The sequence below is a fragment of the Rhizobium sp. AN80A genome (genome assembly GCF_030053015.1).
In the GTDB taxonomy this organism is placed as follows: domain Bacteria; phylum Pseudomonadota; class Alphaproteobacteria; order Rhizobiales; family Rhizobiaceae; genus Rhizobium; species Rhizobium metallidurans.
In genome coordinates, this window is sequence record NZ_JASJPX010000003.1 from 1,523,025 (window position 1) to 1,547,851 (window position 24,827).

Annotated in this window: 23 protein-coding genes, 1 tRNA gene and 2 pseudogenes; 7 read left to right on the top strand and 19 right to left on the bottom strand. The window is 60.9% G+C overall.

Annotation, left to right across the window (positions count from 1 at the left end; all coding sequences use genetic code 11):
* Nucleotides 1-13 precede the first annotated feature (13 nt).
* The gene (locus P3R82_RS19145) at nucleotides 14-823 is read left to right on the top strand and encodes a mechanosensitive ion channel domain-containing protein (RefSeq protein WP_283194920.1); all 810 of its coding nucleotides are present in this window, start codon (nucleotides 14-16) and stop codon (nucleotides 821-823) included.
* A gap of 51 nt (nucleotides 824-874) precedes the next feature.
* Here P3R82_RS19145 and P3R82_RS19150 read toward each other — a convergent pair whose 3' ends face one another.
* Nucleotides 875-1,390 carry a superoxide dismutase family protein gene (locus P3R82_RS19150; protein ID WP_283194921.1) on the bottom strand — a complete coding sequence of 172 codons (516 nt, stop codon included), beginning with the start codon at nucleotides 1,388-1,390 and terminating at the stop codon, nucleotides 875-877.
* A gap of 143 nt (nucleotides 1,391-1,533) precedes the next feature.
* Nucleotides 1,534-1,845, bottom strand: coding sequence for a hypothetical protein (locus P3R82_RS19155; RefSeq protein ID WP_283194922.1), 312 nt, complete (start codon nucleotides 1,843-1,845; stop codon nucleotides 1,534-1,536).
* Between the two features lie 453 nt (nucleotides 1,846-2,298).
* Between P3R82_RS19155 and P3R82_RS19160 the strand changes: the two genes are divergently transcribed.
* From P3R82_RS19160 to P3R82_RS19170, 3 genes are all read left to right on the top strand, one after another.
* Nucleotides 2,299-4,173 (top strand): EAL domain-containing protein, encoded by a 1,875-nt coding sequence (locus P3R82_RS19160; protein WP_283194923.1) that lies wholly within the window; start codon nucleotides 2,299-2,301, stop codon nucleotides 4,171-4,173.
* A gap of 66 nt (nucleotides 4,174-4,239) precedes the next feature.
* A complete protein-coding gene (locus P3R82_RS19165; RefSeq protein ID WP_283194924.1) occupies nucleotides 4,240-4,884 on the top strand; it encodes an HD domain-containing protein in 645 nt (214 codons plus the stop codon).
* 11 nt (nucleotides 4,885-4,895) lie between these two features.
* The gene (locus P3R82_RS19170; RefSeq protein WP_283194925.1) at nucleotides 4,896-5,750 is read left to right on the top strand and encodes an MOSC domain-containing protein; all 855 of its coding nucleotides are present in this window, start codon (nucleotides 4,896-4,898) and stop codon (nucleotides 5,748-5,750) included.
* Between the two features lie 78 nt (nucleotides 5,751-5,828).
* Here the strand turns inward: P3R82_RS19170 and recO are convergent, their stop codons facing one another.
* From recO to rpoZ, 11 genes are all read right to left on the bottom strand, one after another.
* Nucleotides 5,829-6,584: a DNA repair protein RecO gene (gene recO / locus P3R82_RS19175; RefSeq protein ID WP_283194926.1), complete on the bottom strand. Its 756-nt coding sequence runs from the start codon at nucleotides 6,582-6,584 to the stop codon at nucleotides 5,829-5,831.
* Nucleotides 6,585-6,649: 65 nt separating this feature from the next.
* Nucleotides 6,650-7,012 carry a hypothetical protein gene (locus tag P3R82_RS19180; protein ID WP_349294074.1) on the bottom strand — a complete coding sequence of 121 codons (363 nt, stop codon included), beginning with the start codon at nucleotides 7,010-7,012 and terminating at the stop codon, nucleotides 6,650-6,652.
* Between the two features lie 232 nt (nucleotides 7,013-7,244).
* Complete coding sequence (locus P3R82_RS19185; RefSeq protein ID WP_183899499.1) at nucleotides 7,245-7,997, bottom strand: Crp/Fnr family transcriptional regulator; 753 nt, start codon at nucleotides 7,995-7,997, stop codon at nucleotides 7,245-7,247.
* Nucleotides 7,998-8,134: 137 nt separating this feature from the next.
* Nucleotides 8,135-9,076 (bottom strand): GTPase Era, encoded by a 942-nt coding sequence (gene era / locus P3R82_RS19190; RefSeq protein ID WP_183899498.1) that lies wholly within the window; start codon nucleotides 9,074-9,076, stop codon nucleotides 8,135-8,137.
* Nucleotides 9,077-9,084: 8 nt separating this feature from the next.
* Nucleotides 9,085-9,804, bottom strand: coding sequence for a ribonuclease III (rnc, locus tag P3R82_RS19195; protein WP_183899497.1), 720 nt, complete (start codon nucleotides 9,802-9,804; stop codon nucleotides 9,085-9,087).
* A complete protein-coding gene (gene lepB / locus P3R82_RS19200) occupies nucleotides 9,801-10,544 on the bottom strand; it encodes a signal peptidase I (RefSeq protein ID WP_183899496.1) in 744 nt (247 codons plus the stop codon). The genes rnc and lepB overlap by 4 nt, the downstream gene beginning before the upstream one ends.
* A gap of 113 nt (nucleotides 10,545-10,657) precedes the next feature.
* The gene (gene acpS, locus P3R82_RS19205; protein ID WP_283194927.1) at nucleotides 10,658-11,062 is read right to left on the bottom strand and encodes a holo-ACP synthase; all 405 of its coding nucleotides are present in this window, start codon (nucleotides 11,060-11,062) and stop codon (nucleotides 10,658-10,660) included.
* On the bottom strand, nucleotides 11,059-11,649 hold the full coding sequence (locus tag P3R82_RS19210) for a DUF2062 domain-containing protein (RefSeq protein WP_283194928.1): 591 nt from the start codon (nucleotides 11,647-11,649) through the stop codon (nucleotides 11,059-11,061). The genes acpS and P3R82_RS19210 overlap by 4 nt, the downstream gene beginning before the upstream one ends.
* Nucleotides 11,650-11,785: 136 nt before the next feature.
* A complete protein-coding gene (locus P3R82_RS19215; protein WP_112941369.1) occupies nucleotides 11,786-11,935 on the bottom strand; it encodes a DUF3563 family protein in 150 nt (49 codons plus the stop codon).
* Nucleotides 11,936-12,115: 180 nt separating this feature from the next.
* Complete coding sequence (locus P3R82_RS19220; protein ID WP_283194929.1) at nucleotides 12,116-14,362, bottom strand: bifunctional (p)ppGpp synthetase/guanosine-3',5'-bis(diphosphate) 3'-pyrophosphohydrolase; 2,247 nt, start codon at nucleotides 14,360-14,362, stop codon at nucleotides 12,116-12,118.
* Between the two features lie 100 nt (nucleotides 14,363-14,462).
* Complete coding sequence (gene rpoZ / locus P3R82_RS19225) at nucleotides 14,463-14,861, bottom strand: DNA-directed RNA polymerase subunit omega (protein WP_183899493.1); 399 nt, start codon at nucleotides 14,859-14,861, stop codon at nucleotides 14,463-14,465.
* A gap of 281 nt (nucleotides 14,862-15,142) precedes the next feature.
* Here rpoZ and P3R82_RS19230 point away from each other — a divergent pair, with 281 nt between their 5' ends.
* Complete coding sequence (locus P3R82_RS19230) at nucleotides 15,143-15,724, top strand: NYN domain-containing protein (protein WP_112430657.1); 582 nt, start codon at nucleotides 15,143-15,145, stop codon at nucleotides 15,722-15,724.
* A gap of 59 nt (nucleotides 15,725-15,783) precedes the next feature.
* Here the strand turns inward: P3R82_RS19230 and smpB are convergent, their stop codons facing one another.
* Nucleotides 15,784-16,263, bottom strand: coding sequence for an SsrA-binding protein SmpB (gene smpB / locus P3R82_RS19235; RefSeq protein ID WP_018898818.1), 480 nt, complete (start codon nucleotides 16,261-16,263; stop codon nucleotides 15,784-15,786).
* A 112-nt stretch (nucleotides 16,264-16,375) separates the two neighbouring features.
* Nucleotides 16,376-17,260 carry a 4-hydroxy-tetrahydrodipicolinate synthase gene (dapA, locus tag P3R82_RS19240; RefSeq protein ID WP_283194930.1) on the bottom strand — a complete coding sequence of 295 codons (885 nt, stop codon included), beginning with the start codon at nucleotides 17,258-17,260 and terminating at the stop codon, nucleotides 16,376-16,378.
* Nucleotides 17,261-17,475: 215 nt separating this feature from the next.
* Between dapA and P3R82_RS19245 the strand changes: the two genes are divergently transcribed.
* Both P3R82_RS19245 and P3R82_RS19250 read left to right on the top strand, forming a co-directional pair.
* Nucleotides 17,476-19,551, top strand: a complete 2,076-nt coding sequence (locus tag P3R82_RS19245; RefSeq protein WP_283194931.1) for a lytic transglycosylase domain-containing protein — start codon at nucleotides 17,476-17,478, stop codon at nucleotides 19,549-19,551.
* Nucleotides 19,552-19,612: 61 nt separating this feature from the next.
* Nucleotides 19,613-20,506 (top strand): alpha/beta hydrolase, encoded by an 894-nt coding sequence (locus P3R82_RS19250; protein ID WP_283194932.1) that lies wholly within the window; start codon nucleotides 19,613-19,615, stop codon nucleotides 20,504-20,506.
* Nucleotides 20,507-20,626: 120 nt separating this feature from the next.
* Here the strand turns inward: P3R82_RS19250 and P3R82_RS19255 are convergent, their stop codons facing one another.
* The 4 genes and pseudogenes from P3R82_RS19255 to P3R82_RS19270 form a co-directional block, all read right to left on the bottom strand.
* A complete protein-coding gene (locus tag P3R82_RS19255) occupies nucleotides 20,627-21,631 on the bottom strand; it encodes a porin (RefSeq protein ID WP_283194933.1) in 1,005 nt (334 codons plus the stop codon).
* A gap of 602 nt (nucleotides 21,632-22,233) precedes the next feature.
* Nucleotides 22,234-22,323, bottom strand: a tRNA-Ser gene (locus tag P3R82_RS19260).
* An 80-nt stretch (nucleotides 22,324-22,403) separates the two neighbouring features.
* A pseudogene (locus P3R82_RS19265) lies at nucleotides 22,404-23,622 on the bottom strand (FAD-dependent oxidoreductase).
* Nucleotides 23,623-23,700: 78 nt separating this feature from the next.
* Nucleotides 23,701-24,815, bottom strand: a pseudogene (locus P3R82_RS19270) (Gfo/Idh/MocA family oxidoreductase).
* Nucleotides 24,816-24,827 lie beyond the last annotated feature (12 nt).

Below are 24,827 nucleotides of genomic sequence, written 5' to 3' on the forward strand. Positions count from 1 at the left end.
ATTTGGCGAGATCATGGAACAACAAGCAACAGACGCAATCCTGGCAACCCGGACGGCCTTGAGCCAGGCAAGCGCTCTTGCGGTGCAATACTCTTTCTCCATCCTCGGCGCGCTCATCCTGTTGATATTGGGTTGGGTGATGGCGAGCTTCGTCAGCCGCTGGGCATTCGAAGGCATTTCACGGGTACGCGGCATCGACGAGACGCTGGCGCGGTTTTTCACCAATGTCCTGCACTATGCGTTGCTGATCCTTGTCTTCATCACCGTGCTCGGTCAGTTCGGCGTGCAGACGGCCTCGATCATCGCAGCGCTCGGCGCGGCGGGTCTCGCCATCGGCCTTGCGTTGCAGGGCACGCTGCAGAATATCGCTGCGGGCATCATGCTTCTGGTGCTGCGGCCGTTCCGCGTCGGCGAGTATATCGCGACAGCCACTGTCGCCGGCACGGTGCGTGAAATCGGCCTCTTCGCCACGGAGCTTCGCACCGCCGACGGGCTCTATCTGCTGGCGCCGAATTCGACCCTCTGGAACACGCCGATCACCAATTACAGCCGCGAGAAGACGCGCAAGAACGACCTGATGATCAATGTTCGCGCCGGCGACGATGTGGATCTGGCGATCAAGATGCTGACGGATATCGCCCAGGCCGATCTGCGGGTGGAGAAGTCGCCGCAGCCGAAAACCTATATCGACGCCGTGACGTCGGACAAGATCACGCTGCTGCTGCGCTATTGGGTAAAGACCGGCGAATGGGAAGACGTGCGCCGCGACATCATCAGCCGGATGAAGGCCAGCTTCGACGAGAAGGGGCTTCCCATTCTGTAAAGGCGGCCGCCAGACAGGCGACCGCCAGATATCAAAGCGACAGGGTAAAAGCTATTTGATGACGGCGCAGGCTAGCCGGGCGCCGGCATCGCCGGCCGGCTGACTGCGATAGTCGTCCGAGTTTTCGTGGATCATCAGGGCGCGGCCGCGGATGCCGTTGTCCTTGCCATCGAGCGTCACCATCCCGTCGAAGACCTGCGCCCTCAGCACTCCGTCCTGCCCGACATATTGGTTCGGCATATCGCCCGCATGCGGCCCCTTGGCGGCGAGCAGACCATGCTCCGCCCTGGTGGGATTGAAGTGCTTGCCCGCGGATTCGTGATGGGTTGCGGCATCGCACTTGCCGGTTTCATGGACGTGAAAGCCGACCCACTTGTTTGCCGGCAGGCCAGACACTTCCAACTCGATCAGAACGCCGCCCGTGGCCGAGGCCGTCAGTGCGGCGCGGCCATTGTCCTTGCCATCGGCGCCGGCGAAATTGGCCGAGGCCGTCTGCTTGTCTTGCGCGACGGCTGATGTCGTCAGCGCCGCGACGGTCGTCAGTGTTATAAATAGAAGCCGTTTCATCCCGCTGCCCTCCTTTTAGCACTCTCTCACAAACGCATGCGCCGTGTCGGTGTTCCCGGCAGACAGTGTGTTGCGGGAAGGAGGACAAAGAAAAAGCCGACCAAACGGCCGGCTTCCTGTTTGATCGATCCAAAAGCAAGCGATCAGGACGCGATGTCGAGATCGTACTGGCCATAGGTGTTCTTGTAGAGAACATTGGCCATGTTAACCTGGCCTTCATTGCCGGAATTGAGAGTGCCGGACTGGCGTGCTCCCATCATGAATGCAAGGACGCCATTCGACAGCTTTGGTGCTTCCTGGGTGCCCTGAGACTGGCTTACAACGGACAGGATCCCCGGCTTCTCATCAGCCGCACGCTCACTCCGGCTCAACACGCCGTCACTGTTGGAATCCAATCTCGAAAGAGTACCGAGATACGCGTAGGACGTATCAAGTGCAGACGAAATACGGCTCATACAAACCTCCGTTCACCGCATTACCGATGATGTTTGTACGCAATACGAATAGGGAAAATCAGAACTAAGGCGGTGGATAAACTGATTTGCCGGGTCGGTCAATAACTTGTTAATGCCGTATTAACCATGATTGACAAAGTCTGACTTTTTTCGGCACTCGCGATTTTTGTGCGAAGCGGCACCGGCGCGGGTGTCGTTTAAAGCGCGAAAGGCATTGATTAATATAGCGCTATTTCTATATTTGTTTCGACGAGAACCAAATATTAATGCGACCAAAGGATTATGTTCGTTAGGTTTACGACACGATATCAACCTTAGATTGCATATTTTTCTTGTTTTAGAACGCTTCAGGAATGTCTTTGTATGTCGCGTGTATCGCACGGGATCCCAGCATCCAGAAAGTCAGTTCGTCCGGCATGCTCGTGCCCTCATCGGCGGCGGAGATGATTGGCCATGGAAGCTGAAGCGCTCTTCAGGCGCCAATGCGCGGCATCGCTCAACGACGACGGCACCGCCGACGGGCAGCGGCTGATCAAGCTTGTCCTGGACACGTACCGCGAGCAAGCTCGCAGTATCGGCGGCCTGGAACGCCACGCCAACCGGGCTATCGAGGAGAACGAAGCGCTTCAAGTCGTCCTCAGTCAGGCGAATCGAAACCTTGCCGAGCAGAGCCGCCTGCTCGAAATCGTCCTCAATCACCTGCCGCTCGGTCTGTGCATCTTCGATTCGGATCAGACGCTCGTCGTCTCCAACATTCGCTTTCAGGAGCTGTTTGGGCTGGACGCCGACGATACGCGGGCGGGGACGTCGATCGGCTCGCTGATCGCGAAGATTGACGGCCTGGAGACGCCGGGGTCGAGAGCAGCCACGCGCGAAAGCCGCTCCGATGGCGGACATATCCGTCGCCGCGAGTGGGTGATGAATGACGGGCGCATCGTTCAGAGTGTCGTCACGGTCCTTCCTGACGGTAGCAACATCTCCATTCATGCCGACATCACCGACGACCGGAAAGCCGCCGAACGCATCGCGTTTCTGGCGCATCACGACCCCCTCACCGGCCTTCCCAATCGCCTCCGGTTCCGGGATCAGCTGGACGCCGCGCTTGCCGCGCGCAAGCCCACCGATCACATCGCGCTCGTTCACCTCAATCTCGATCGCTTCAAGTCGGTCAACAACACGCTCGGCGTTTCGGCCGGTGACGAGATCTTGCGGCAGGTGGCCGATCGGCTGCGGGCGCTTGCGGGCAAGAGCAATATCCTGGCACGCCTTGGCTCCGATGAATTCGCCATTCTCCAAAACGGACGCGAGCAGCCGTGGAACGTGATGGCGCTCGCCGAACAAATCCGGCGGGAGCTCTCGGCACCCTTCTTTCGTGGCGAAAAGGCCGTCGAGCTCAGCGTCTCCATGGGGATCGCAATCTGCCCCAAGGATGGCATCGAGACGGAGCTGCTTCTGAAACACGCCGGCGTGGCGCTGTCTCACGCCAAGAGCGGCGGCAGACGCGGCGAGCGCTTCTTCACCTCGGAGATGGAAGCACAGCTCGAATCGCGGCGGGCGCTTGAGGCGGATCTGCGCAAGGCGATCCACAGCGAGGAATTCGAGCTGCACTATCAGCCACTTTACGACATGGCCGAACGGCGCATCTGCGGCTTCGAAGCCCTGCTGCGCTGGAACCACCCGACCCGCGGGCGGATCGCGCCGATGGAGTTCATTCCGCTGGCCGAGGAGGTCGGCCTTATCGTCGAGATCGGCCGGTGGGTCCTGAAGCGCGCCTGCCTGGACGCAGCGACATGGCCTGACGGCATCAAGGTCGCCGTCAATGTTTCCGCCATCCAGTTCACGTCGGGCGACCTCATGGACGACGTGTCCAAGGCCCTTGCGCTTTCGCAGCTCTCTCCCGGACGCCTGGAGATCGAGATCACCGAGAGCGTTCTGATGGAGAACCGCGACGAGGTGCTGCCGATGCTGCATGCGCTTCGCCAGCGTGGCATCCGCATCTCCATGGACGATTTCGGCACCGGCTATTCGTCGCTCAGCTATCTCAGCAGCTTTCCGTTCGACAAGATCAAGATCGACAAATCCTTCGTCAACGACATCGTCGACAACAAGGAAGCATTCGCGATCATGCGCGCCATCATTCTGCTCGGCGACGCGCTCGGCATGCGCGTCACCGTCGAGGGGGTGGAATCGGAGCAACAGCACGATCTGCTGGCGCAGGAGGCCTGCGACGAAATCCAGGGCTATCATATCAGCTCGCCTCGCCCGGCATTCGACGTGCCGCAGTTGCTTGCGCGGTCGCGGCCGACCGGCAAGGCGCGGGCAATGTGACATCGCATTGCGACTCGTCGCCGCTCGCTCTAAGAGAGGCGGTCTCTGTCTATTCCTGGTGCGCACATGAAAGAGGCTCAGGCCTTCCGCCCCTTTGAAACGCTTGCCGAAGCGCTGATACCGCACTCGCACGAGGGCGACGACGGTTCGCATGATCTCGCGCATATCCTCAGGGTCTTCAAGAATGCGATGCGCATCCAGGCAAGCGAAGGCGGAAACGGGCGGACACTTGCCGCCGCCGTGTTGCTGCATGACTGCGTGGCCGTCGAAAAGAGCTCACCGCTGAGAGCCCGGGCATCCGCGCTTGCCGCCGAGAAGGCTTCCGGCGTGCTGGCGGACCTTGGATGGTCGCAGGAGGATATCGCCGCCGTCGCCCACGCGATCCTCACCCACAGCTTCTCGGCGAATATCGAGCCCGAAACGCTGGAAGCGAAGATCCTGCAGGATGCCGACCGGCTGGATGCAATCGGCATGGTCGGCGCGGGACGCTGCTTTTATATCGGCGGGCGCATGGCGTCCTCGCTCTACGACCCGCTCGATCCTGCCGGAAACGACCGCCCGCTTGACGACCGGCGTTATGTGATCGACCATTTCCAGACGAAACTGTTCAAACTGGCCGACGGGTTCAAGACAGCCGCCGGGCGCGCGCTCGCGGCCGAGCGCGACAAGAGGCTGCGGGACTTTCTCGACGCCTTCATGGACGAAATCTAGGAGTATCTCATATGCGCGTCCGCGATCTCTTCATCTATCCGCTCAAGAGCGCCCGTGGCATCGCGCTTCAAAGCACGGAGATCGATGCCTTCGGCCTTACCGGCGATCGGCGCGCGATGCTGGTCAATCCGGATGGGAGCTTCATCACCCAGCGCGAACTGACGGATCTGGCGCGGCTCGACGTTCAGCGCGAGACATCCGGCTTCCGGCTCGGCATGAGCGGAGAGAGCCTGTTCGTCCCCCTGCCCGATGGCAGCCGGCGCATCGATGTCTCGATCTGGCGGTCGATCGTCAATGCCGCGGTCGCCGACGACCAATCGAACGCGGTGTTGTCGCGCTGGCTCGGCCGGGAGCTCAAGTTCGTATTTTTCGACGAGGAGGCCGACCGGACGGCGAACGCCGAATGGGCGGGCGACGGCACGCCGGTGACATTCGCGGACGGCTACCAGATCCTGGTGACCACGACCGGATCACTGAAGGCGCTCAACGCCGATATCGAGGCGCACGGCGAAGGCAGCGTCGGCATGGAGCGGTTCCGGCCGAATATCGTCATCGACACGGACGAAGCCTGGCCGGAGGACCGCTGGGCGGCAATCGAGATCGGCGGCATCCGCTTCGACCTGGTGAAGCCGTGCGCGCGTTGCATCATGACCACGCAGGACCAGCAGACAGGCTCTCGCGAGGTCGCGAACCCGATGCCGGCCATGGGCCGCATCCGCATGTCGGCCGACAGGCGCGTCCCCGGCCCCTTGTTCGGCTGGAACGTCACGCCACGCGCGGCAGGCGCTATCGCGATCGGCGATACGGTGAAGGTTCTCGGCGAGCGGCCTGATGGATGGGCGTTCAAGGTGCGCAAGCGGGCGTGACGTTGGCTTAGAGCCCTTGTCTTGCCGCATGCCGGCGCTGCAAAACCGCTGCACGATTTTGCGCGACGAGCTTTAGGCCTATACGTCACCCGATATGGCGGCGGCTGGTTTCAGCGCCTTCAACGCCGCCTGCACGAAGCCTTCGCGCGCCGTCGACGGTTCCAGGCCGCGCGGCTCGTAGACATGGCGATGCAGGAAGAATGCCGTCAGGCGAAAGGCTTCGGACAGGCTGTCGAAATCGGCGGCCTGGCGCTTTTCCACGGAGAGAAACGACGGCAGGGCGAACATCCTGTCGGCCCAGGGCGTGCCTGCAGCGCGGCTGACCGCGCGACCCGACTTCGGCGAGACGTAGGCAAGATCGGCGCGGCTGCCCGTTGCGGCACATTCGCTGAGATCGAGCCCGAAGCCTAGATCGTTGAGCACGGCGAGCTCGAAGCGAACGAACAATTCGCCGGCATCGGCCGGGTTGTCGAGATTGTCGAGAATGACTTCCAGCGCCTCGAAGAGATGCGGATGCGGATCGCGCTCCGGCAGAAGCCTGAGCAAGGCGCCCATTGCCTGAACGCCGTAGACCGCGGTCGCCGTTTCCATCAGGCGGGCGGCGCGCAAGGTGACGGGTTCGACCCGGAATTCGCCCATATGCTCGTCCAGACGGGCGCGCCAGGTGACCTCGACCTCATTGCCGGGCTGCAGCACCGGCTGCATGGCGCGCGAACGTCCGGATCGCACCATGCCCAGGTGACGGCCGCGATCCGGCGTCATCACCTCGGTGATGACGCTTGTCTCGCCATGGCGCCGAACGCCAAGAATGATTGCACGACCTTGCCACTGCATTACAAATCGACCTTCCGACCACGCGTTATCCTAGCGCATGGTGGGAGCCCTGTCATGAAAGCCTATCAGGTCTCGGAGGGGAAAAGCCGGCGCAGGAAGTCGCGCATCGCGTCCTCGTCGAACGGCTTGACGAGAAGCGGCCTGTCTTGAAGGTCTTCGGGAAAATCCAGCGTATCCGAGTAGCCACTGACGAAGCCGAAAGGAATTCCGGCGACAGCGACACGACGGGCGAAATCGAAGCTCATGACCTCGCCGAGATTGACGTCAAGCAAAGCGAAATCATAGCTGTCGGCCAGGATCGCCTCATTGGCCTGCTCGACGCTGTTGCAAATGTCGATGGTCTCGACGCCGACGGCGCGCAGAATGTCTTCCGCCTCCATCGCGATGATCAAGCTATCCTCGAGAACCAGAACACGTCTCGCGACCATGATCACAAAGCCCTCTTCCGTGCGCCGCCATAGACGCACCCTGTATCCCAAAACCGCATTTCCACCCCTGACAACCCAAGGCCTTCAGCCAAAAAGTTCACGCCGCCTATGCTTGCATAGCCGCTTTTTCAGTCCCGGTCGATATTTGAGAATCTCGACACAAGAATGACTCGTGCTGGACATTATGAGCCGACCTGAAAATTTGCATTTAAAAAAGACATAGATAGAACCGCTAAAGGAATGGGCGAACCTTGTCGTCCAGCCCGTCCCAGCCGGCGATCTTCGCGAGCGTCTCGCCGTCCAGCACCTCGCAGGCGCGCTCCTGCCAGCGGATGAGTTTGCGTGCGGCGAGCTTTTTCAAGGTCTTGTTCGTGTGCACGATCGAAAGGCCGAGCGTATCGGCGATATGCTGCTGGGTGATCGGGATGGCGCTATGGCCATTGAAGAGATTAAGCTGCTTGCCGCGTTGATAAAGGAAGGCGATCAGATAGGCGGCGCGCTCCAGCGCCGTCCGGCGGCCAATGCTCAAGAGGTGTTCGTCGAGCATCCGCTCCTCCTGCGCCGCCATCCAGGTAATGTCGAAGGCGAGCGACGGGTGCTTGTTGTATAGCGTCATCAGCTTGTCGCGCTCGAAGACGCAGAGCGAGACCGGCGACAGCGCCTCGATCGAGTGCTGCATCTCCCCCATGATCGTTCCCTGCAGGCCGATCAGATCGCCGGGCATGATGTAGTTCAGGATCTGGCGCCGACCGTCCTCAAGCGCCTTGTAGCGGAAACCCCAACCGGTCAGAACCGTGAACAGGTGGGCGCTGTGCGCCCCTTCCACCAGGATCGTGGCACCCGCATCAGCCGCCAGTTCGCCCTTCTTGAACTTTGAAATGAAGCCCAGCTCGTCGCCGGTGAACTCACGAAAATGCGGCAGCGGCCGCAAGGGACACTGTTCGCAGGGTGTCTTGAACGAATGCGTCGGCCGTGATGTCGCCATGCGTGTCCCATAATCCAGAAAAAGCGGCGCCCCGAAATCGGGACGCCGCTCTTAAAGAACTCGTCACTTCGTATTTTGTTCCCTCGATCTCCAGATTTTTGCAAGAAAACGAGGGACTTGCGCGGCGGCCGGCCCGCTTACTGGCGGGGGAATTCCAGGCCCATTTCGCGGAAACGCTCGGGATCGTCGCCCCAGTTCTCGCGCACCTTGACGAAGAGGAACAGGTGCACGGTCTGCTCGAGGATTTCGGACAGTTCCTTGCGCGATGCGGTGGAGATCGCCTTGATCGCCTCGCCGTTCTTGCCGAGCGCTATCTTCTTCTGGCTATCGCGCTCGACGTAGATCACCTGTTCGATGCGAACCGATCCATCCTTGCGCTCTTCCCATTTCTCCGTCTCGACATGCGAGGCGTAGGGAAGCTCCTGATGCAGGCGCAGAAACAGCTTCTCGCGGGTGATTTCCGCAGCCAGCTGGCGCATCGGCAGATCGGAAATCTGGTCTTCCGGATAGTACCACGGCCCCTCGGGAAGCGTCTTGGCGAGATAGTCCATGACGTCGTCACAGCCCGAACCGTTTTCGGCCGAGATCATGAAGGTCTGGTCGAAAGCGACGTATTCGTTGGCGGCCGATGCCAGCGCCAGCAGATCCTCGCGCTTGACGCGGTCGATCTTGTTGAGAGCAAGGATCTTGCGCTGCGGCACATCCTTCAAGCTCTCGAGGATCTTCTCGGCATCACCGCGCAACCCGCGCTCGCTGTCGATCAGGAGCATGATGATATCCGCGTCCTTGGCACCACCCCAGGCGGAGGTCACCATGGCGCGATCCAGCCGGCGGCGCGGCTTGAAGATACCAGGCGTGTCCATGAAGACGATCTGGGCGTTGTCGTGGGTGGCGATGCCGCGGATGACGGCGCGCGTCGTCTGCACCTTGTGGCTGACGATCGATACCTTGGCGCCGACCAGGCGGTTCAGCAAGGTCGACTTGCCGGCATTGGTCGGCCCGATCAGGGCGACGAAGCCGGAATGCGTCGGGCCAGCGGGTTCGGCGGCGCTACCCGCGATGTCGTGTTCTTCGGTCATTGTTCCCGTCAATTTCCGGCAGACGATTTCTGCCAAATGCCTTCGCGTTCGAGCATCTTTGTCGCGGCCACCTGCTCGGCGGCACGCTTGGAGCGCTCGACGCCCGTTTCCGGCTTCACACCGGCGACTTCGACCGTCACCGTGAAGCGCGGATCATGATCCGGTCCGGTGCGTTCTTCAACCCGGTAGTTTGGCGTCACGCCGAATTTGGCATGCGACCATTCCTGCAATTCCGTCTTGGCGTCGCGTCGGGCGCCATCGGCGCGCACCGCGCGCTTTTCCCAATACTTCACGATGAAGCGGCGCGCGACCTCAAGGCCGGCGTCGAGATAGATCGCCGCGATCAGGCTTTCGACGACGTCGGCGCGAACGTTCATCATGCGCTTGCCGGTGAGCTTCTTCACGTCGGCGCCGGTGCGGATATAGAGATGCAGGCCGAGTTCGTCGGCCACCTCGGCGCAGGTATCGGCGCTGACCAGCTGGTTCAGGCGTACGGAGAGTTCGCCTTCCGATGCCGCGCCGAAGGTCCTGAAAAGCATCTCGGCGACACACAGGCCGAGCACCCGGTCGCCAAGAAACTCAAGCCGCTCGTAGTTGCCGCCCTTCTGGGTACGGGCGCTGGCGTGGGTCAGCGCGCGATCCAGGCGCTCCTTCTCGGCGAAAACGTGACCGATCAGCGCCTCGAGCTTTGTTCGGTCGGCCGCCGAAAGCGTCGGCGACTTGCTCATTCAACGCCCTTGAACAACCGATCCCAACGCATGTTGGAAGGCCACTTCCAGATTTCGCGGAAAGAGGTGTCGTTGCCGAGCGAGAAGAAGATGACGCTGGCACGACCGACGAGATTCTCGGCCGGCACGAAGCCGACATCGAAGCGGCTGTCGAGCGAGTTGTCGCGATTGTCACCCATCATGAAGTAGCTGCCTTCGGGGACGATGAACTCGCGCGTGTTGTCGCCGCGCGAAACCGGAGACTGGTCGAGCGTGTCGTAGGTCACGCCATTATCCAGGGTTTCGCGGAACACCGGAACGTCCTGGCCCGGATCCTGTGCGTAGTCGGAGTTGAACGTGCCGTCCTGCACCTTCGGAACAGCCTTGCCGTTCACGAAAAGCACGCCATCGGTCACCTGGATGCGGTCGCCGGGAAGGCCGACGAGACGCTTGATGTAATCGACTTCGGGGTTCGGCGGGAAGCGGAAGACGACGACGTCGCCGCGCTTCGGCTCGCTTGCGAAGATGCGGCCGCTGAACAGGTTCGGCGAGAACGGCAACGAGTATTTGGAGTAGCCGTAAGCGAACTTGTTGACGAAGATATAGTCGCCAACCAGAAGCGTCGGCATCATCGAGCCGGAGGGGATGGTAAAGGGCTGGAACAGGACCGTGCGGATCACCATCGCCAAGACCAATGCCTGGACGATGACCTTGATGTTCTCCCAGAGGGCGTTCGGCTTGGCTTGAACTTTTTCGGACACGCAGTTCTATTCCTTCAGAGCGCCAAAACGGCGCAAGTCTTTAATCGGTTCTGTGTAGCGGCTTCGGCTGATTGCGGCAATGCCACGAACATTAAAAGCCCGAGATGTAACGATCAGTTGCTTAGCGGCAGTGCCTCGATGATTACGAAGGCCTGCGCCAAGGGATAATCATCGGTAATTGTCAAATGGATGGCGGCGCGGTGCCCCGCAGGCAACATCTTCTGCAAAATCTCGCCGGCGCCGCCGGTCAGCTTCATCGTCGGCTTGCCGCTCGGGAGATTGACGACACCCATATCCTTCCAGAAGACACCCTGGGCGATACCGGTGCCCAAAGCCTTCGAACAGGCTTCCTTGGCGGCGAAACGCTTGGCGTAGGAGGCGGCGCGGTTGGCGCGGCGGTCGGATTTCTGCTGTTCGATCTCGGTGAAGCAGCGGTTGGTAAAGCGTTCACCGAAGCGCTCGAGCGATTTCTCGACGCGCCGGATGTCGATGAGGTCGCTGCCGATGCCAATGATCATACTGTCTCCTCAAGCGAAACGGGATCGGCGACCCGCAGGCGCGCGCGCTCGATCAGGCGGGCGCGGCGGCGTCCCTGGAAGCCCCGGACAGTGTAGAATGTCGCGAAATACATCGCCAAGGCGGTGACGATTGCCGGCGGCAACGACCCGATCAGCATCGGCTCCAGCACCGGACGCCACAGCTCGCTGAAGTGGAGCTCGTGCAGGAGCGCGGGAAGATCCACCGCGGTGCCCTGCATCGTATTGTCGCCGCTCAAGAGCAGCCGCCCGATTTCCCAGGTCGTTCCCCAGATGAACGGGTAAGTCAGCGGGTTGCCAAAGGCCGCGCAGCCGAGAGCCGCGGCCACCATGTTGCCGGAGAAAACATAGGTGAGAATGAAAGCCATGACGAAATGGACGCCGACGAACGGTGTCCAGGAGACGAATGCTCCCGCCGCAACGCCGATAGCCACCGCATATGGCGACGCCCTCAGGCGCAGCACGCGCATAACCAGATAGCGCGGCGGCCTCAGGAATCCCTTTCGTGGCCAAAGCAGCTCGCGCAGCTTCTCACGAAATCCAGCGGGTTTCCGACGACGAAATAACATGGCGCGTATGTAGTGCATGCCGCACAGGCCTGACAAGAGCGCCAGACCACCTCGACCGCTATTTGATGTGCGCCGGCCGAGTATCCACCGGGGCGTAACTCAAACGCCCCTTCCCACTTGCAAATCCGATAGCCGATTAACGGGTACGGAACAGACCACGGTCAACCTGACGCTGACGGTATTCCAGATCGATGCGGTCGAACGAACCGTTCAGGTACGCGGTTTCGCGTTCTTCAGCACTCGGAGCGCGCAGGGCACGAGCGAACTTCTTGATCGGTGTAAACATTTGGATGCCTCTTCTTTCAGTCACTTGTCGATGACCAGAAGATAGGCGGCGCGGAGCGCTTTTACCAACGCTCTAACTCTCAGTCAGCCATGCGCAAAATGCATACCTAGCCCTTTATCTGCGACAATCTGACCACAAAACGATCACATAATGTGCAAACAGAGTGCAAATGCGCCCGGTTTACTCGTAGAGTCTGCGAACGGTCGCGATGCAATCAAGCTCCGTCAACTGCGCAAGCAATTGATTCAGCTGACGAAGATCCCAAACCTCGACGTCCAGCGCCATCTCGGTGAAGTCGGTGGCGACGCGAACCGTGTTCAAGACGCGGATGTTGACGTCGACATCGGCGACGGTGCGGGCAAGCTTGGCGAGCGTGCCGGGCTCATTCAGCGCGTTGACGAGGATGCGGGCCATGAAGCGCGACTTGTTGGCCTCGTCCAGATCCCAGCGCACATCGATCCAGCGATCGGGCTGTTCGTCGAAGCGCTGCAGCACGGGCGACTGGATCGGGTAGATCGTGATGCCCTTGGCGTTCTCGGTCGTGTTGGTGATACCGACGATGCGATCGCCGGGGACCGCACCAGTCGGCGCGAACTGCACGTCGATATTGCTCGAGATGCCACGGATCGGCACGGACTCGGCGTCGCCGAGTGCGCCAAGGCCGCTCGCGGGGTGTTCGCCGGCCTTCCCCTTGTCCGGGATCTTGAAGATCATGCCGGTGGCGCTGCGGACGTTGAACCATCCATCGTCGCCCGAGGGCTTCGAGGTGATGCGTTCTTCCTGGTGATCGGGGTAGACGGCGCGCAGCACGTCGAGCGACGACATCTCGCCACGGCCGACGGAGGCAATCGCGTCCTCGACATCCTTCTGGCCGAGACGGTGCAGCGCGGGCTTCATCGCCTCGCGGGAGAAGACCTTGCCGGCGCGGTCGAAGGTGCGCTCGAGAATGCGGTGGCCGAGGCCGGCATATTGCTTGCGGATGGCCATGCGTGTGGCGCGGCGTATGGCGGCGCGCGCCTTACCCGTCACGACGATCTCTTCCCAGGCCGCCGGCGGCACCTGCACGCCGGAACGGATGATCTCGACCTCGTCGCCATTCGCAAGGCGGGTGACGAGCGGCATGATGCGGCCGTTGATCTTGGCTCCAACCGTGGTGTCGCCGATGTTGGTGTGAACAGCGTAGGCGAAGTCGATCGGGGTCGCGCCGCGCGGCAGGGCAATCAGCTTGCCCTTGGGCGTGAAGCAGAAGACCTGGTCCTGGAACAATTCAAGCTTGGTGTGCTCCAGAAACTCTTCCGGGCTATCGCCCTCGGCCAGCGCCTCGATGGTGTGGCGAAGCCAGGAATAGGCGTTGGATCTGCGCGAGAGGATGTCGCCATCGCCATTCATCGCGCCGTCCTTGTAGAGCGTGTGGGCGGCGATACCGAACTCGGCGATCTCGTGCATGCGCTTGGTGCGGATCTGCAGCTCGATACGCTGGCTCGACGGCCCGACGATGGTGGTGTGCAGCGAACGATAATCGTTCTGCTTCGGCGTCGAGATATAGTCCTTGAAGCGGCCGGGGACGACGCGCCAGCGGGTGTGGACGATGCCGAGGCCGCGATAACAGGAGGGAATGTCGTCGACGATGATGCGGAAGCCATAGACATCCGACAGCTGCTCGAAGGAGAGCGACTTCGACTGCATCTTGCGAAAGACGGAATAAGGCTTCTTCTGGCGACCCTTGACGTAGGCATTGGTCAGGCCGTTGGCGACGAGCAGGTCGCGCAATTCGGTCTCGATCTTCTTGACCAGGCCTTCGTTGCGCCGCGACAGCTCCTCGAGCCGCTTGGTGACGGTGTCGTAGGCCTCGGGGTTGATGTGGCGGAAGGACAGGTCCTCCAGCTCCTCGCGCATATCCTGCATACCCATGCGGCCGGCAAGCGGCGCGTAGATATCCATCGTCTCCTCGGAGATGCGGGCGCGCTTTTCCGGCGACATGTGGTCGAGGGTGCGCATGTTGTGCAGGCGATCGGCCAGCTTGACCAGAAGCACGCGCACGTCGTCGGAGATGGCGAGCAGCAGCTTGCGCAGGTTTTCGGCCTGCTTGGCCTTCTTAGTGACGAGATCGAGCTTCTTGATCTTCGTCAGCCCTTCGACCAGGCGGCCGATATCCTCGCCAAACAGCTCATCGATCTCGGCGCGGGTCGCGGTGGTGTCCTCGATCGTGTCGTGGAGTAGCGCGACCGCGATGGTCGACTCGTCGAGATGCATGTCGGTCAGGATGGCGGCGACTTCGAGCGGGTGCGAGATATAGGGGTCGCCGCTTGCCCGCTTCTGTTGCCCATGCTTCTGCATGGCGTAGACATAGGCTTTGTTGAGCAGTGCTTCGTTGGCGTCGGGCTTGTATTTCTGAACCCGCTCCACGAGCTCGTACTGCCGCATCATGCCGAAACCACTCCATTACAAAAGAAAAGCGCGCCAATCACAGATTGGCGCACGTGATACTCAATCATATGCCGAAGCAATAATGGCGCAAGATTGACGATTAGTAATCGTCGCTCTTTTCCGGCGGCACGAGGCCTTCGATACCGGCCAGAAGCTCTTCTTCCGACATCTGGTCGAAGGTGATCGTCTCCGGAGCATCGTCCTGCTCTTCGCCATCGGCGGCAGCCGCGGTGGCGATGAGGCTTGCCGGATCGGGCTCGGGCTCGTCGACTTCGACGTGCTTCTGCAGCGAATGGATCAGATCTTCCTTCAGGTCGTCGGGAGACAGCATCTCGTCGGCGATCTCGCGAAGGGCGACGACCGGGTTCTTGTCGTTGTCGCGATCGATGGTGATCGATGCGCCCTGGGAAATCAGCCGGGCACGGTGGCTGGCAAGCAGAACCAGCTCGAAGCGGTTCTCAACTTTGTCAATGCAATCTTCTACTGTGACACGGGCCATTGCCTGTCCTTTACGGTCGGGATCTCGGGATTAGCACGGCGATACAATTAAAAGCAGGCGAATTCAAGTTTTTAGTGAAGGGCCCGTTCGAGCCTGTGGGAACTTTCTAATTTTAGAGGTTTCCACTAAAAGTTGCTTGGAATATGTCGAATCCTGCCCTAAATCTGACTTATATGAATAGTTCATAAAGTAAGAATTGTTCTGAATTTTTCAGATAACCCATTGTTTTCGTGGGTTATCTGCAGCCGAATTTTAGATTACTCAAAGTGGATTGGTACGCGATGTTCGACCCGCGAGAAAAAATTGCACTCTTCATCGATGGCGCCAATCTCTATGCGGCGTCCAAGAGCCTGGGCTTTGACATCGACTACAGAAAACTTCTGAAAGCCTTCCAAAAGCGCGGCTATCTGCTGCGCGCCTACTATTACACCGCGCTGATCGAGGATCAGGAATATTCCTCGATCCGCCCGCTGATCGACTGGCTCGATTACAACGGCTACAAGGTGGTGACCAAGCCGGCCAAGGAGTTCACCGACTCCATGGGCCGCCGCAAGATCAAGGGCAACATGGATATCGAACTCGCGATCGATGCCATGGAGCAGTCGGAAACGGTCGATCACCTGGTGATCTTCTCCGGCGACGGCGACTTCACGACGCTGGTCGAGGCGCTGCAGCGCAGGGGCCGGAAGGTCTCGATCATCTCGACCATGGCGACACAACCGCCGATGATCGCCGACGATCTGCGCCGCCAGGCCGATCACTTCATCGACCTCTTGTCCCTGAAGAGCGAAATCGGCCGCGACCCCTCGGAGCGCCCTGCCCGCCCGGTGGAGCCCGCGGCATCCAGCGACTTCGAGAGCTAGAGTTACAACGCTCGAAAAGAAAACCGCGGCAGTTGCCGCGGTTTTGATTCAGGCTCCAATCAGCCGTTGTCCTTGAGAAGCCGGCTCTTCTGCCGGTTCCAATCGCGCTCTTTTTCAGACTCGCGCTTGTCGTGCAGCTTCTTGCCCTTGGCGAGCGCCAGTTCCATCTTCGCGCGACCGCGATCGTTGAAATAGATCTTCAACGGGATGAGCGTCATGCCTTCGCGGTTGATGCCGGCACGCAGACGGTTGATCTCGCGGCCGGACAGCAAGAGCTTGCGGCGGCGGCGAGGCTCGTGGTTGAAGCGGTTGGCCTGCAGATACTCCGGAAGATAGGAATTGATCAGCCAGATCTCGCCACCCTCGTCCGATGCGTAGGATTCGGCGATATTGGCCTTGCCTTCGCGCAACGACTTGACCTCGGTGCCCATCAGCACCAAGCCCGCCTCATAGGTATCGACGATCTCGTAGTTGTAGCGCGCCTTGCGGTTTTCGGCGACGATCTTCTTGACGACGCGCTGGCTGCCTTTGGGGGCCATGACAAATTCCAATTTCTCGGGGGCGCGATATCCGCGCCCGCACTTCTCGGCTTTATGTAGAGGCGCGGCCCATCTTTGTGAAGGCCGCGCGTTTTATCGGTTCAACATGCTATCAGTTTAGCAGGCCGGCGTGGCGCAGCGCGGCGTCGAGCGCGGCTTCCGTGCTTGCCTCCAGCGAGGAGACGAGCGGCGAGCGGACCGTGCGGTTCATGCCGCGGATCTTCGACAGGCCGTACTTGGCGCCACAGAGGCCCGGCTCCAGGAAAATCGCCTTGTGCAACGGCATGAGGCGGTCCTGATACTCGAGCGCCTTGGCGAAATCGCCAGCCAGCGTCGCGGCCTGGAACTCCGCACAAAGGCGCGGGGCGACATTGGCCGTGACAGAAATGCAACCGACGCCGCCGTGGGCGTTGAAGCCGAGCGCGGTCGCGTCTTCGCCGGAGAGCTGGCGGAAATCCTTGCCGCAGGTGATGCGCTGCTCGGACACGCGCTCGATCTTGCCGGTGGCATCCTTGACGCCGACGATATTGCCATAGGCCTTGGCAAGCGCGCCCATGGTTTCCGGCGTCATGTCGATGACCGAGCGACCCGGAATATTATAGATGTAGATCGGCAGCTTGATGGCTTCGGCAACCGCCGCGAAATGGGCATAGAGACCCTTCTGCGTCGGCTTGTTGTAGTAGGGCGTGACGACCAGAACGGCATCGGCGCCGGCCTTTTCGGCATGCTGGGCAAGCTCGACGGCTTCGCGGGTGTTGTTGGAGCCGGCGCCAGCCATGACGGGAACCCGCTTGGCGGCAGCCTCGATACAGAGTTCGACGACGCGTTTGTGCTCGGCATGCGACAGGGTCGGGGATTCGCCGGTCGTTCCGACAGGAACGAGACCGCTGCTGCCTTCCTTGATCTGCCAGTCGACATGGGCGGCGAAGGCCGCTTCATCGACAAGGCCGGAATCGGTGAAAGGCGTGACGAGTGCGGGAATAGACCCCTGGAACATTCAGAACTCCTTACGGCCGCAATCCATGCTTCGGCCGCATTCCTTTAATATGAGGAGCGCACCATAGTGCGGCAAAATGGGTCCGACAAGCGCGCAGAGCTTTGTTGCAACAAATTCCAATCGCAAATGTGAATGAATTTGAACGGCTTCGGTAAGGTTTCGTTAACCCACGTCCCAGCAAATGGATGGACGCGTTTCCATTGCGAGTGTCCCTGATGAAGAGAGCTGTTCTGATCCTATCCGTGCTCGGCCTGACGGCCGGCCCATGGAGCACGTTTGCCGCGCAGCTTCCCGGCGAAGACGCGCCCGTTCCGAACGTGAAGCCGTTGGGATATCTGCCGCAAACGTCTTCGCCAGCGTCGATCATCACGGGCTCCATTCCGCGCGCCCAGGCGGTTGCGCCCGTCAACAGCGACCTGAAGGCCGGGCTCGACGCGCTCTCCAACAGGAACCCGATGCAGGCGATTTCTATCCGCGACAGCATGCGCCAGGGTACGCTCGACCGCCACATTCTGACCTGGGCGATCGTGGTTTCCGGCCAGAAAGGCGTGCCATCGGTCGAGATCGCGACCGCCGCCAGAGAGCTGAGCGGCTGGCCGGGGCTTGCCAAGCTGCGCCCCTATTCGGAGCGCGCGCTTTACGATGAAAATCCCTCGCCCTCGGCCGTTCTTGCCGCCTTCGGCGAAACCGCTCCGGAAACGACATCCGGCGCGATGATCTTGTCGCGCGCGCTCGTGGCGACCGGCAAGCAGGCGCAGGCCGCGAAATACATGCGCAAGGTCTGGCGCGGCGAGACGCTGGACAAGCCGATGGAGGACAAGATCCTCGCCGAATTCGCCGGCCTTCTCACCGTTGCCGATCACAAGGCGCGCATGGAATATCTGATGTACCGCAACCGTACCGCCCAGGCGAAGCGGTTCGGCGATCTCGGGCAGGCGCAGTCGCTCTTCAAGGCTTGGGAAGCCGTCACCAACAAGGCGCCGAACGCGGGCGCGCTTCTGGCTGGCGTCGACGGCAAGTGGAGCGGCGATCCCGGCTATCTCTTCGCGCGCATCGAATATCTGCGCAAGCAGGACAAGTATGTGGAGGCCGCCAAGCTTCTGCAGCAGATGCCGCGCGAGCGCGGCGAACTCGTCAATGCCGGCGAATGGTGGAACGAGCAGCGGATCATCAGCCGCGGGCTGGTGGACCAGGGCCAGTTCAAGCTCGCCTACAGCATCGTTTCGAAATACGCGGCGGCGACGCCGACCGATATCGTCGAGGCCGAATTCCATTCGGGTTGGTACGCGTTGCGCGGCTTGAAGGATCCAGCGACGGCGCAGGCGCATTTCCGCAGGATTCTCGACGTGTCCAGCGGTCCGATTTCGGTCTCACGCGCCTGGTACTGGATGGGACGCTCGGCCGAAGCGGGTGGCGGCGGCAAGGCCGCCGAGTTCTACGCCAAGGCCGCGAACTATTCGACGACCTTCTACGGCCAGCTTGCCGGCGAGAAGCTGGGCCGCAAGGCCATCAATGTCAGCTACCCCTCGCCGAGTTCGGCGGACCGCGAGCGATACCAGCAGCGCGAGGCGGTGCAGGCCATCGCGCGGCTCGATGCGGCCGGCCACGGATGGCGCGCCAATGCGCTCTATCTTGCGCTTGGAGAACAGATGCAGAGCCCGGGCGAACTGGCGATCCTCGCCGCGCAGGCCGAGCGCACCGGCAACCATCAGCTCTCGCTGCAGATCGGCAAGAGCGCCTATGCGCGCGGCATCGATGTCGCGGCGCTTGCCTTTCCGATCGGCGTCATTCCGGGCACCGCCAACATCTCGGGCTCCGGCAAGGCGCTCGCCTATGCGATCGCCCGGCAGGAAAGCGCCTTCAACCCGACCGCGATTTCGGCGGCCGACGCGCGCGGCCTGCTGCAGATCCTGCCGGGAACCGCCAAGGCCGTCGCGAAGCGCTTCAACATCGCCTACTCCCAGGACAAGCTCACCACGGACGCCGGCTACAATGCAACGCTTGGCGCGCATTATCTCGGCGAGCAGATCGACGCGTTCGGCGGCTCCTACATCATGACCTTCATCGCCTACAATGCCGGACCGCGGCGTGTTCCCGAATGGATCGAGCGCTATGGCGATCCGCGCGGCAAATCGATCGATGCCGTCGTCGACTGGATCGAGCGCATCCCCTTCCCCGAGACGCGCAACTATGTGCAGCGGGTGATGGAAAACTACCAGGTCTACAAGGCACGGCTTGGCCAACCCGCCAGCATCGAGCGCGACCTGATCGGCGGCCGCACCGCGTCCTAGGCAATGTTTGCGGACCGGCCCGCTGGACGCTAGTCTCTTCTCGTCAAGGTGAGGAGAGACGATGCACGATACGAACAGCAAGTCCTTTCAGGACCGGACCTACATTTCCGGAGATGGCCTGACGCTGCATCTGCGTGACTATGATCCCGGTCCTGCTGTAACCGATGGCCGGTTACCGGTGATCTGCCTCCCCGGCCTTACACGGAATTCACGCGATTTTCATGCGCTGGCACTGGTTCTCTCGTGCGATCCGCTTTCCGCGAGGCGGGTGATCGCGCTCGATTACCGTGGGCGCGGGCTTTCAGACCGGGACGGGAACAAGGCCAATTATAATCTCGCCGTGGAAGCTCAGGACGCTATCGACGCCTGCGCGTTTTTGAACATCGACCGCGCCGCCTTTATCGGCACGTCGCGCGGCGGCCTCATCCTTCATCTGCTCGCCGGAATGAAGCCGGGCCTGATTGTGGCGGCCGTTCTCAACGATATCGGACCCGTCATCGAGACCGACGGATTGATGAAGATTCGCGACGATCTCAACGGGGCCCGGCTGCCGCGCGATATGCAGGAGGCGGCGACGTTGCTGAAACTGCGGCATGGCGCCGACTTCCCTGCCCTCTCAAATGACGACTGGGCGGAGATGGCGGCGGCGATCTATCGCGAGATCGATGGCCACCTCATGCCCGATGCCGATCCCGCCATCGCCAGACAGTTGCTGTCGATCGATTTCACGAAACCGCTTAAGGACCTCTGGGCGCATTATAAGAATTTCGCGCCGCTGCCCTTGATGGTCGTTCGCGGCAAGAATTCGGCGCTGCTTTCAGAGAACACGCTGACAGCCATGGCCGAGGGACATCCCGGTCTCAAGATCGTCAGAGTTCCCGACCAAGGCCACCCGCCCCTGCTGCATCTGGAGCCGGCCCTCTCGAACATCAGAGAATTTCTCTCGGCCGTCTGACGAGTTCCGAGCCTGCTCTCAGGTGCCCTGCTTTCCGAAAGATCCTGCGTAGCGCCATGAATGCAAAAAGCCCGGTTCTTGCGAACCGGGCTTCCCTGATTAGACCGAAGTCAGATCAGATTAGAATGCACGCTGCAGACGGAAGTAGCCGGTCGTGACATCGTCGCCATTGTCTTCGTCCAGGTACTGAACCGAAGCCTTAGCGTAGAAGTTTTCTACGATCTGGTAGTCAACCGTCAGGCCAACCTTCCAAGCGTCGTTGTCAGAGAAGTCGTCGCCAGCAAGGCCGTAGCTGCCGAAGTACTGAACACCGGGGGTGATCTTCAGCTTGTCGGTTGCCTGGATGGCGTATTCAGCAGCGACGGTCCACTCGGATTCGTCGTAGTAAGCGTTGGCGCCGGAGGCCCAAGCAGCTGCCAGACCGAGCGTGCCCGGACCGATGGCAACAGTGCCCATGCCGCGGATCGCGCCTTCTTCAGTGTCGGTGTCGTAGCCGCCGATCAGCTGGTAGCTGAACGCGCCGGCCTTGCCGCCGAGGCCGAGAGCAACGCCAACGTTGTTGTCGTTTTCGCCAGCGTGGACAACGCCTTCGAGTTCGTCAACAGAGATACCGGCGTAGAAATCGCCAGATTCATACTGATAACGGATCGAGTTATGCAGCGTGTCGTGGCTTGCGAGAACGTCGGTTTCGCCCGAGAGGCCATCGTCCCACCAGCTGTAGAACAGACCAGCGCGGAAGCCGGCGATGTCGATGTAAGCCGAGTCAAGGATCGTTGCCTGCTCGGCAGCGTTGTCAGCGTTAGCCTGGAGAACGATTACGCCGGTGAGCGGGCCGTATTCGGTGTCGCTCTTAGCCGTGAACTGAACCTGACCACGCGTGAAAGCGTCCCAATCAGACGAGCCGCTTTCGTTCGGACCAACGTCAACCTGGAAACGAACGTAGCCTTCGATCTTCAGGCAGGTTTCCGTGCCCGGGATGTAGAAGTAGCCGGTGCCGTATGCGTCGCAAACGCGAACGTATTCTACTGCTTCCGGTTCAGCTGCAACAATCGCGTCAGCAGCCTGAGCACCGGATACAACTGCGAGAGCAGCTGCGGAGCCGAGAAGTAGGCTCTTGATGTTCATATTGACCTCCAATTCAAAGTTTCGATCGGATCCGGGTTTTCGCCGTTTTGGCAGCGTTCCCTGCCCCGTCACCGTGTTTCAAGAAGTCGGACGATCAACCGCCCTCGCTTCCGAAGTTGAAAATACAAGACCCGGCCTGTCACGCAATCACCAACTTGTCCGATTGGGGCATTTGCAACAGCCTTCCGTATGCGCTGTTGCTGAAAGGTCACAAATACGACATGCGGCCATTCCGTTTCTTTATACTTCGTTAAGAAAGCGCTGGTTTTGCGGGGGTTTAGTGCCGCTCGAGCGCAGGACGGAACACGGCGATGTGCCACATTGGAACCGTTTTCCGGCCAGATTCGGTGGGATAAGCCATAAGTTTAGCAGGTGAATAAATAAGCCAGATGACAGATCGGCGAATGCAGCCGTGTGGAATCGCTTGGCGTGCGCCGAATGATTCTCAAAACGATTCTGGCTCGCGCCGTCATCGTCGCGTCATGTGCACGACGACAAGGTCGAGCGCATGAACACGCAATCGCGGCGTGCGCATGTGGATAGAGATGACGAGAATATCTGACTGAGGGATTATTTGTTGTCCGGGCCGGACATCGGGATGATGGCGGAGAAGATGGGATTCGAACCCACGATACCCTTCCGGGTATACTCCCTTAGCAGGGGAGCGCCTTCGACCACTCGGCCACCTCTCCGGTCGAGAGCCTGATAGAGTCATTCGCTGGGGGACGCAAGCGCTTTTCGGCTTTGTCCCTGAAGAAAAGCTGGCTTATTTCTAAGCCAGCAACTGCTTCAGATCGGAAGACGCATCGGCCAGGATCGACTTGTCGGGGTTTATGCCGAGTTCCAGCATCTTCTTGCCGCTGACATAGGCCTTGGCGTCGTTGATCGCGTCGACGGCGATGAACCTGCCTGATTTGAAGTACCAGACCGAATGCGCGCCCTCGCGCGCGCCGGGGCGCAGGAGCGTCTCGTCGTAGCCGAGATTGAAGCCGGCGATCTGCAGCTTCACGTCATATTGATCGGACCAGAACCAGGGCTTCGGCTCATAGGGCGTGTTGCCGCCGGCGATGACGGCTGCGGCCGCGTCGGCCTGATCGACCGCGTTCTGCACCGATTCGAGGCGGATGCGCCCTCCCTGCCAGGGAAGGGCCGCGCAGTCGCCGGCCGCGAAGATCGAGGGATCGGAGGTGCGCGCGAATTCATCGACGACGATGCCGTTCGCGACCTCGAGGCCCGATTCCTTGGCGAGCTGGTCGTTCGGCGTAACGCCGATGCCGACGATGGCGAAATCGATATCGATGATCGAGCCATCGGAAAGTTCGGCGCCGACGAGCTTGCCGTCGCGTCCGAGCAGATGCTTGAGGCCGGTCTTTTCGCGAATCTGCACGTCATGCTCTTCGTGGATGACGCGCATGATATCCGCGGTCTCCTTGGCGGCGACGCGCTGCAGAATGCGGTCCGCCATTTCGATGACGGTGACTTCGAGGCCCAGATGGCGCGCAACGGCAGCGGCCTCGAGGCCGATATAGCCGCCACCTATAATAAGGACGCGGCGGCCGGGGCGCATCTCGGCGGCCAGCAGATCGGCATCGCGTTTGTCGCGGGCGACATAGACGCCCTCGAGATCGCCGCCGATCGCGGCCGGCAGGCCGCGCGGCGTAGACCCCGTCGTCAGCGCCAGCGTGCCGTAATCGATCATGGAGCCATCCTGGAGCACGACCTGCTTCTTGTCGCGCTTGATCTGCTCGACCCACGTGGACAGGCGAGATCTCGACGTCGTTGTCGGTGAACCACTGTTCAGGACGAAACAGCAGACGATCGAAGCTCATTTCGCCGAGCAGGTACTTCTTTGTGAGCGGCGGTCGCTGATAGGGCAGCACGTCCTCGGCGCCCAGAATGGTGATGGGCCTGGTATCCTTGAGCGCGCGCAGCTTGGCCGCCATCGCAAAGCCTGCCTGACCCGCGCCGATAATCACCAATCTGTCCGTCACGATCTCACTCCCGCATTCACTGTATTGAGCAAAGGCCTATCCCCTGCCCCTTGCGTCGTCAACCGGAGCGGAGCGCCGTCAGGCGATCTCGATCCAGCGGCGCTGGTGAAACGACTCTGCCATGGCGTGAACAGACTTTTCTATCCTAAGACCGTCTTCGAATGTAACGATCACCGACGGCTCACCGGAAATCGCGCGAATGAGTTCGCGGCATTCAATGATCTTCAGATCGTTGAAGCCCAGGCCGTGGCCGGGGGCGGGAATGAAGCGGTCATAGGGATGGTGGGCGGGCGCGGCGAGGATCTTTCTGAACCCCTGCTCGCTGCCGCGCCATCGGCCTGATAGAGCTCGAATTCGTTCATGCGCTCCTGGTCGAAGGTGATCGCGCCTTTCGAGCCGAATATCTGCAAGGCTATGCGCCCCTTGCGACCCCAGGCGGCGCGGTTGGCCATCAACACGGCGGATATGCCGCCGTCGAGCCGCATCAGCAAATTGGCCGCGTCGTGATTCTCGACCGTGCGTCTTCCACCGTCCTTCATGGGGCGATCGGCATAGGGCCTGGACATGTCGGCCACCACGGCGTCGACGTGCCCGAAGAGGTACCAGAGCAATGACAGCGGGTGCACGGCGAAATCGTCGAGCGCGCCGTAGCCGGCCGACAATTCGCTCTTCCAGTAGAAGAGCGCATCCGGATCGGCCATGAAGTCCTCGTCCATCTCGACGCGGATGTGATTGACCTGACCGATGGCGCCTTCGCCGATCAGCCTCTTGATGTGGCGAATGATCGGGTTCTGGATATAGTTGTAGCCGAGCACGGCCACCTTGCCGGCGCGCCTGGCGGCATCTAGCATGCGCTCGGCGTCCGCAAAGACCGGCGCCATAGGCTTTTCACACCAGACATGTTTGCCCGCTTCGAGGGCCGCAATCGCCATCTCGGGATGGAACTGGTTCGGCGTGGTGACCGAGACGACATCGACATCGGGATCGGCGATCAGCTGGCGCCAATCCGCCGTCGCCTTTTCAAAGCCGAATTCCGAGGCGCGCGCATCGGCGAGATCCTTGCTCGCCTCGGCCAGATGCACGAGGCGCGGACGCTCGACATCGCCGAAGACGGTCTTGACCGCATTCCATGCAAGCGCATGGCACTTGCCCATATAGCCCGTGCCGATCAGGCCGACGCCCAGTGACTTCATGATCTCCCCTCC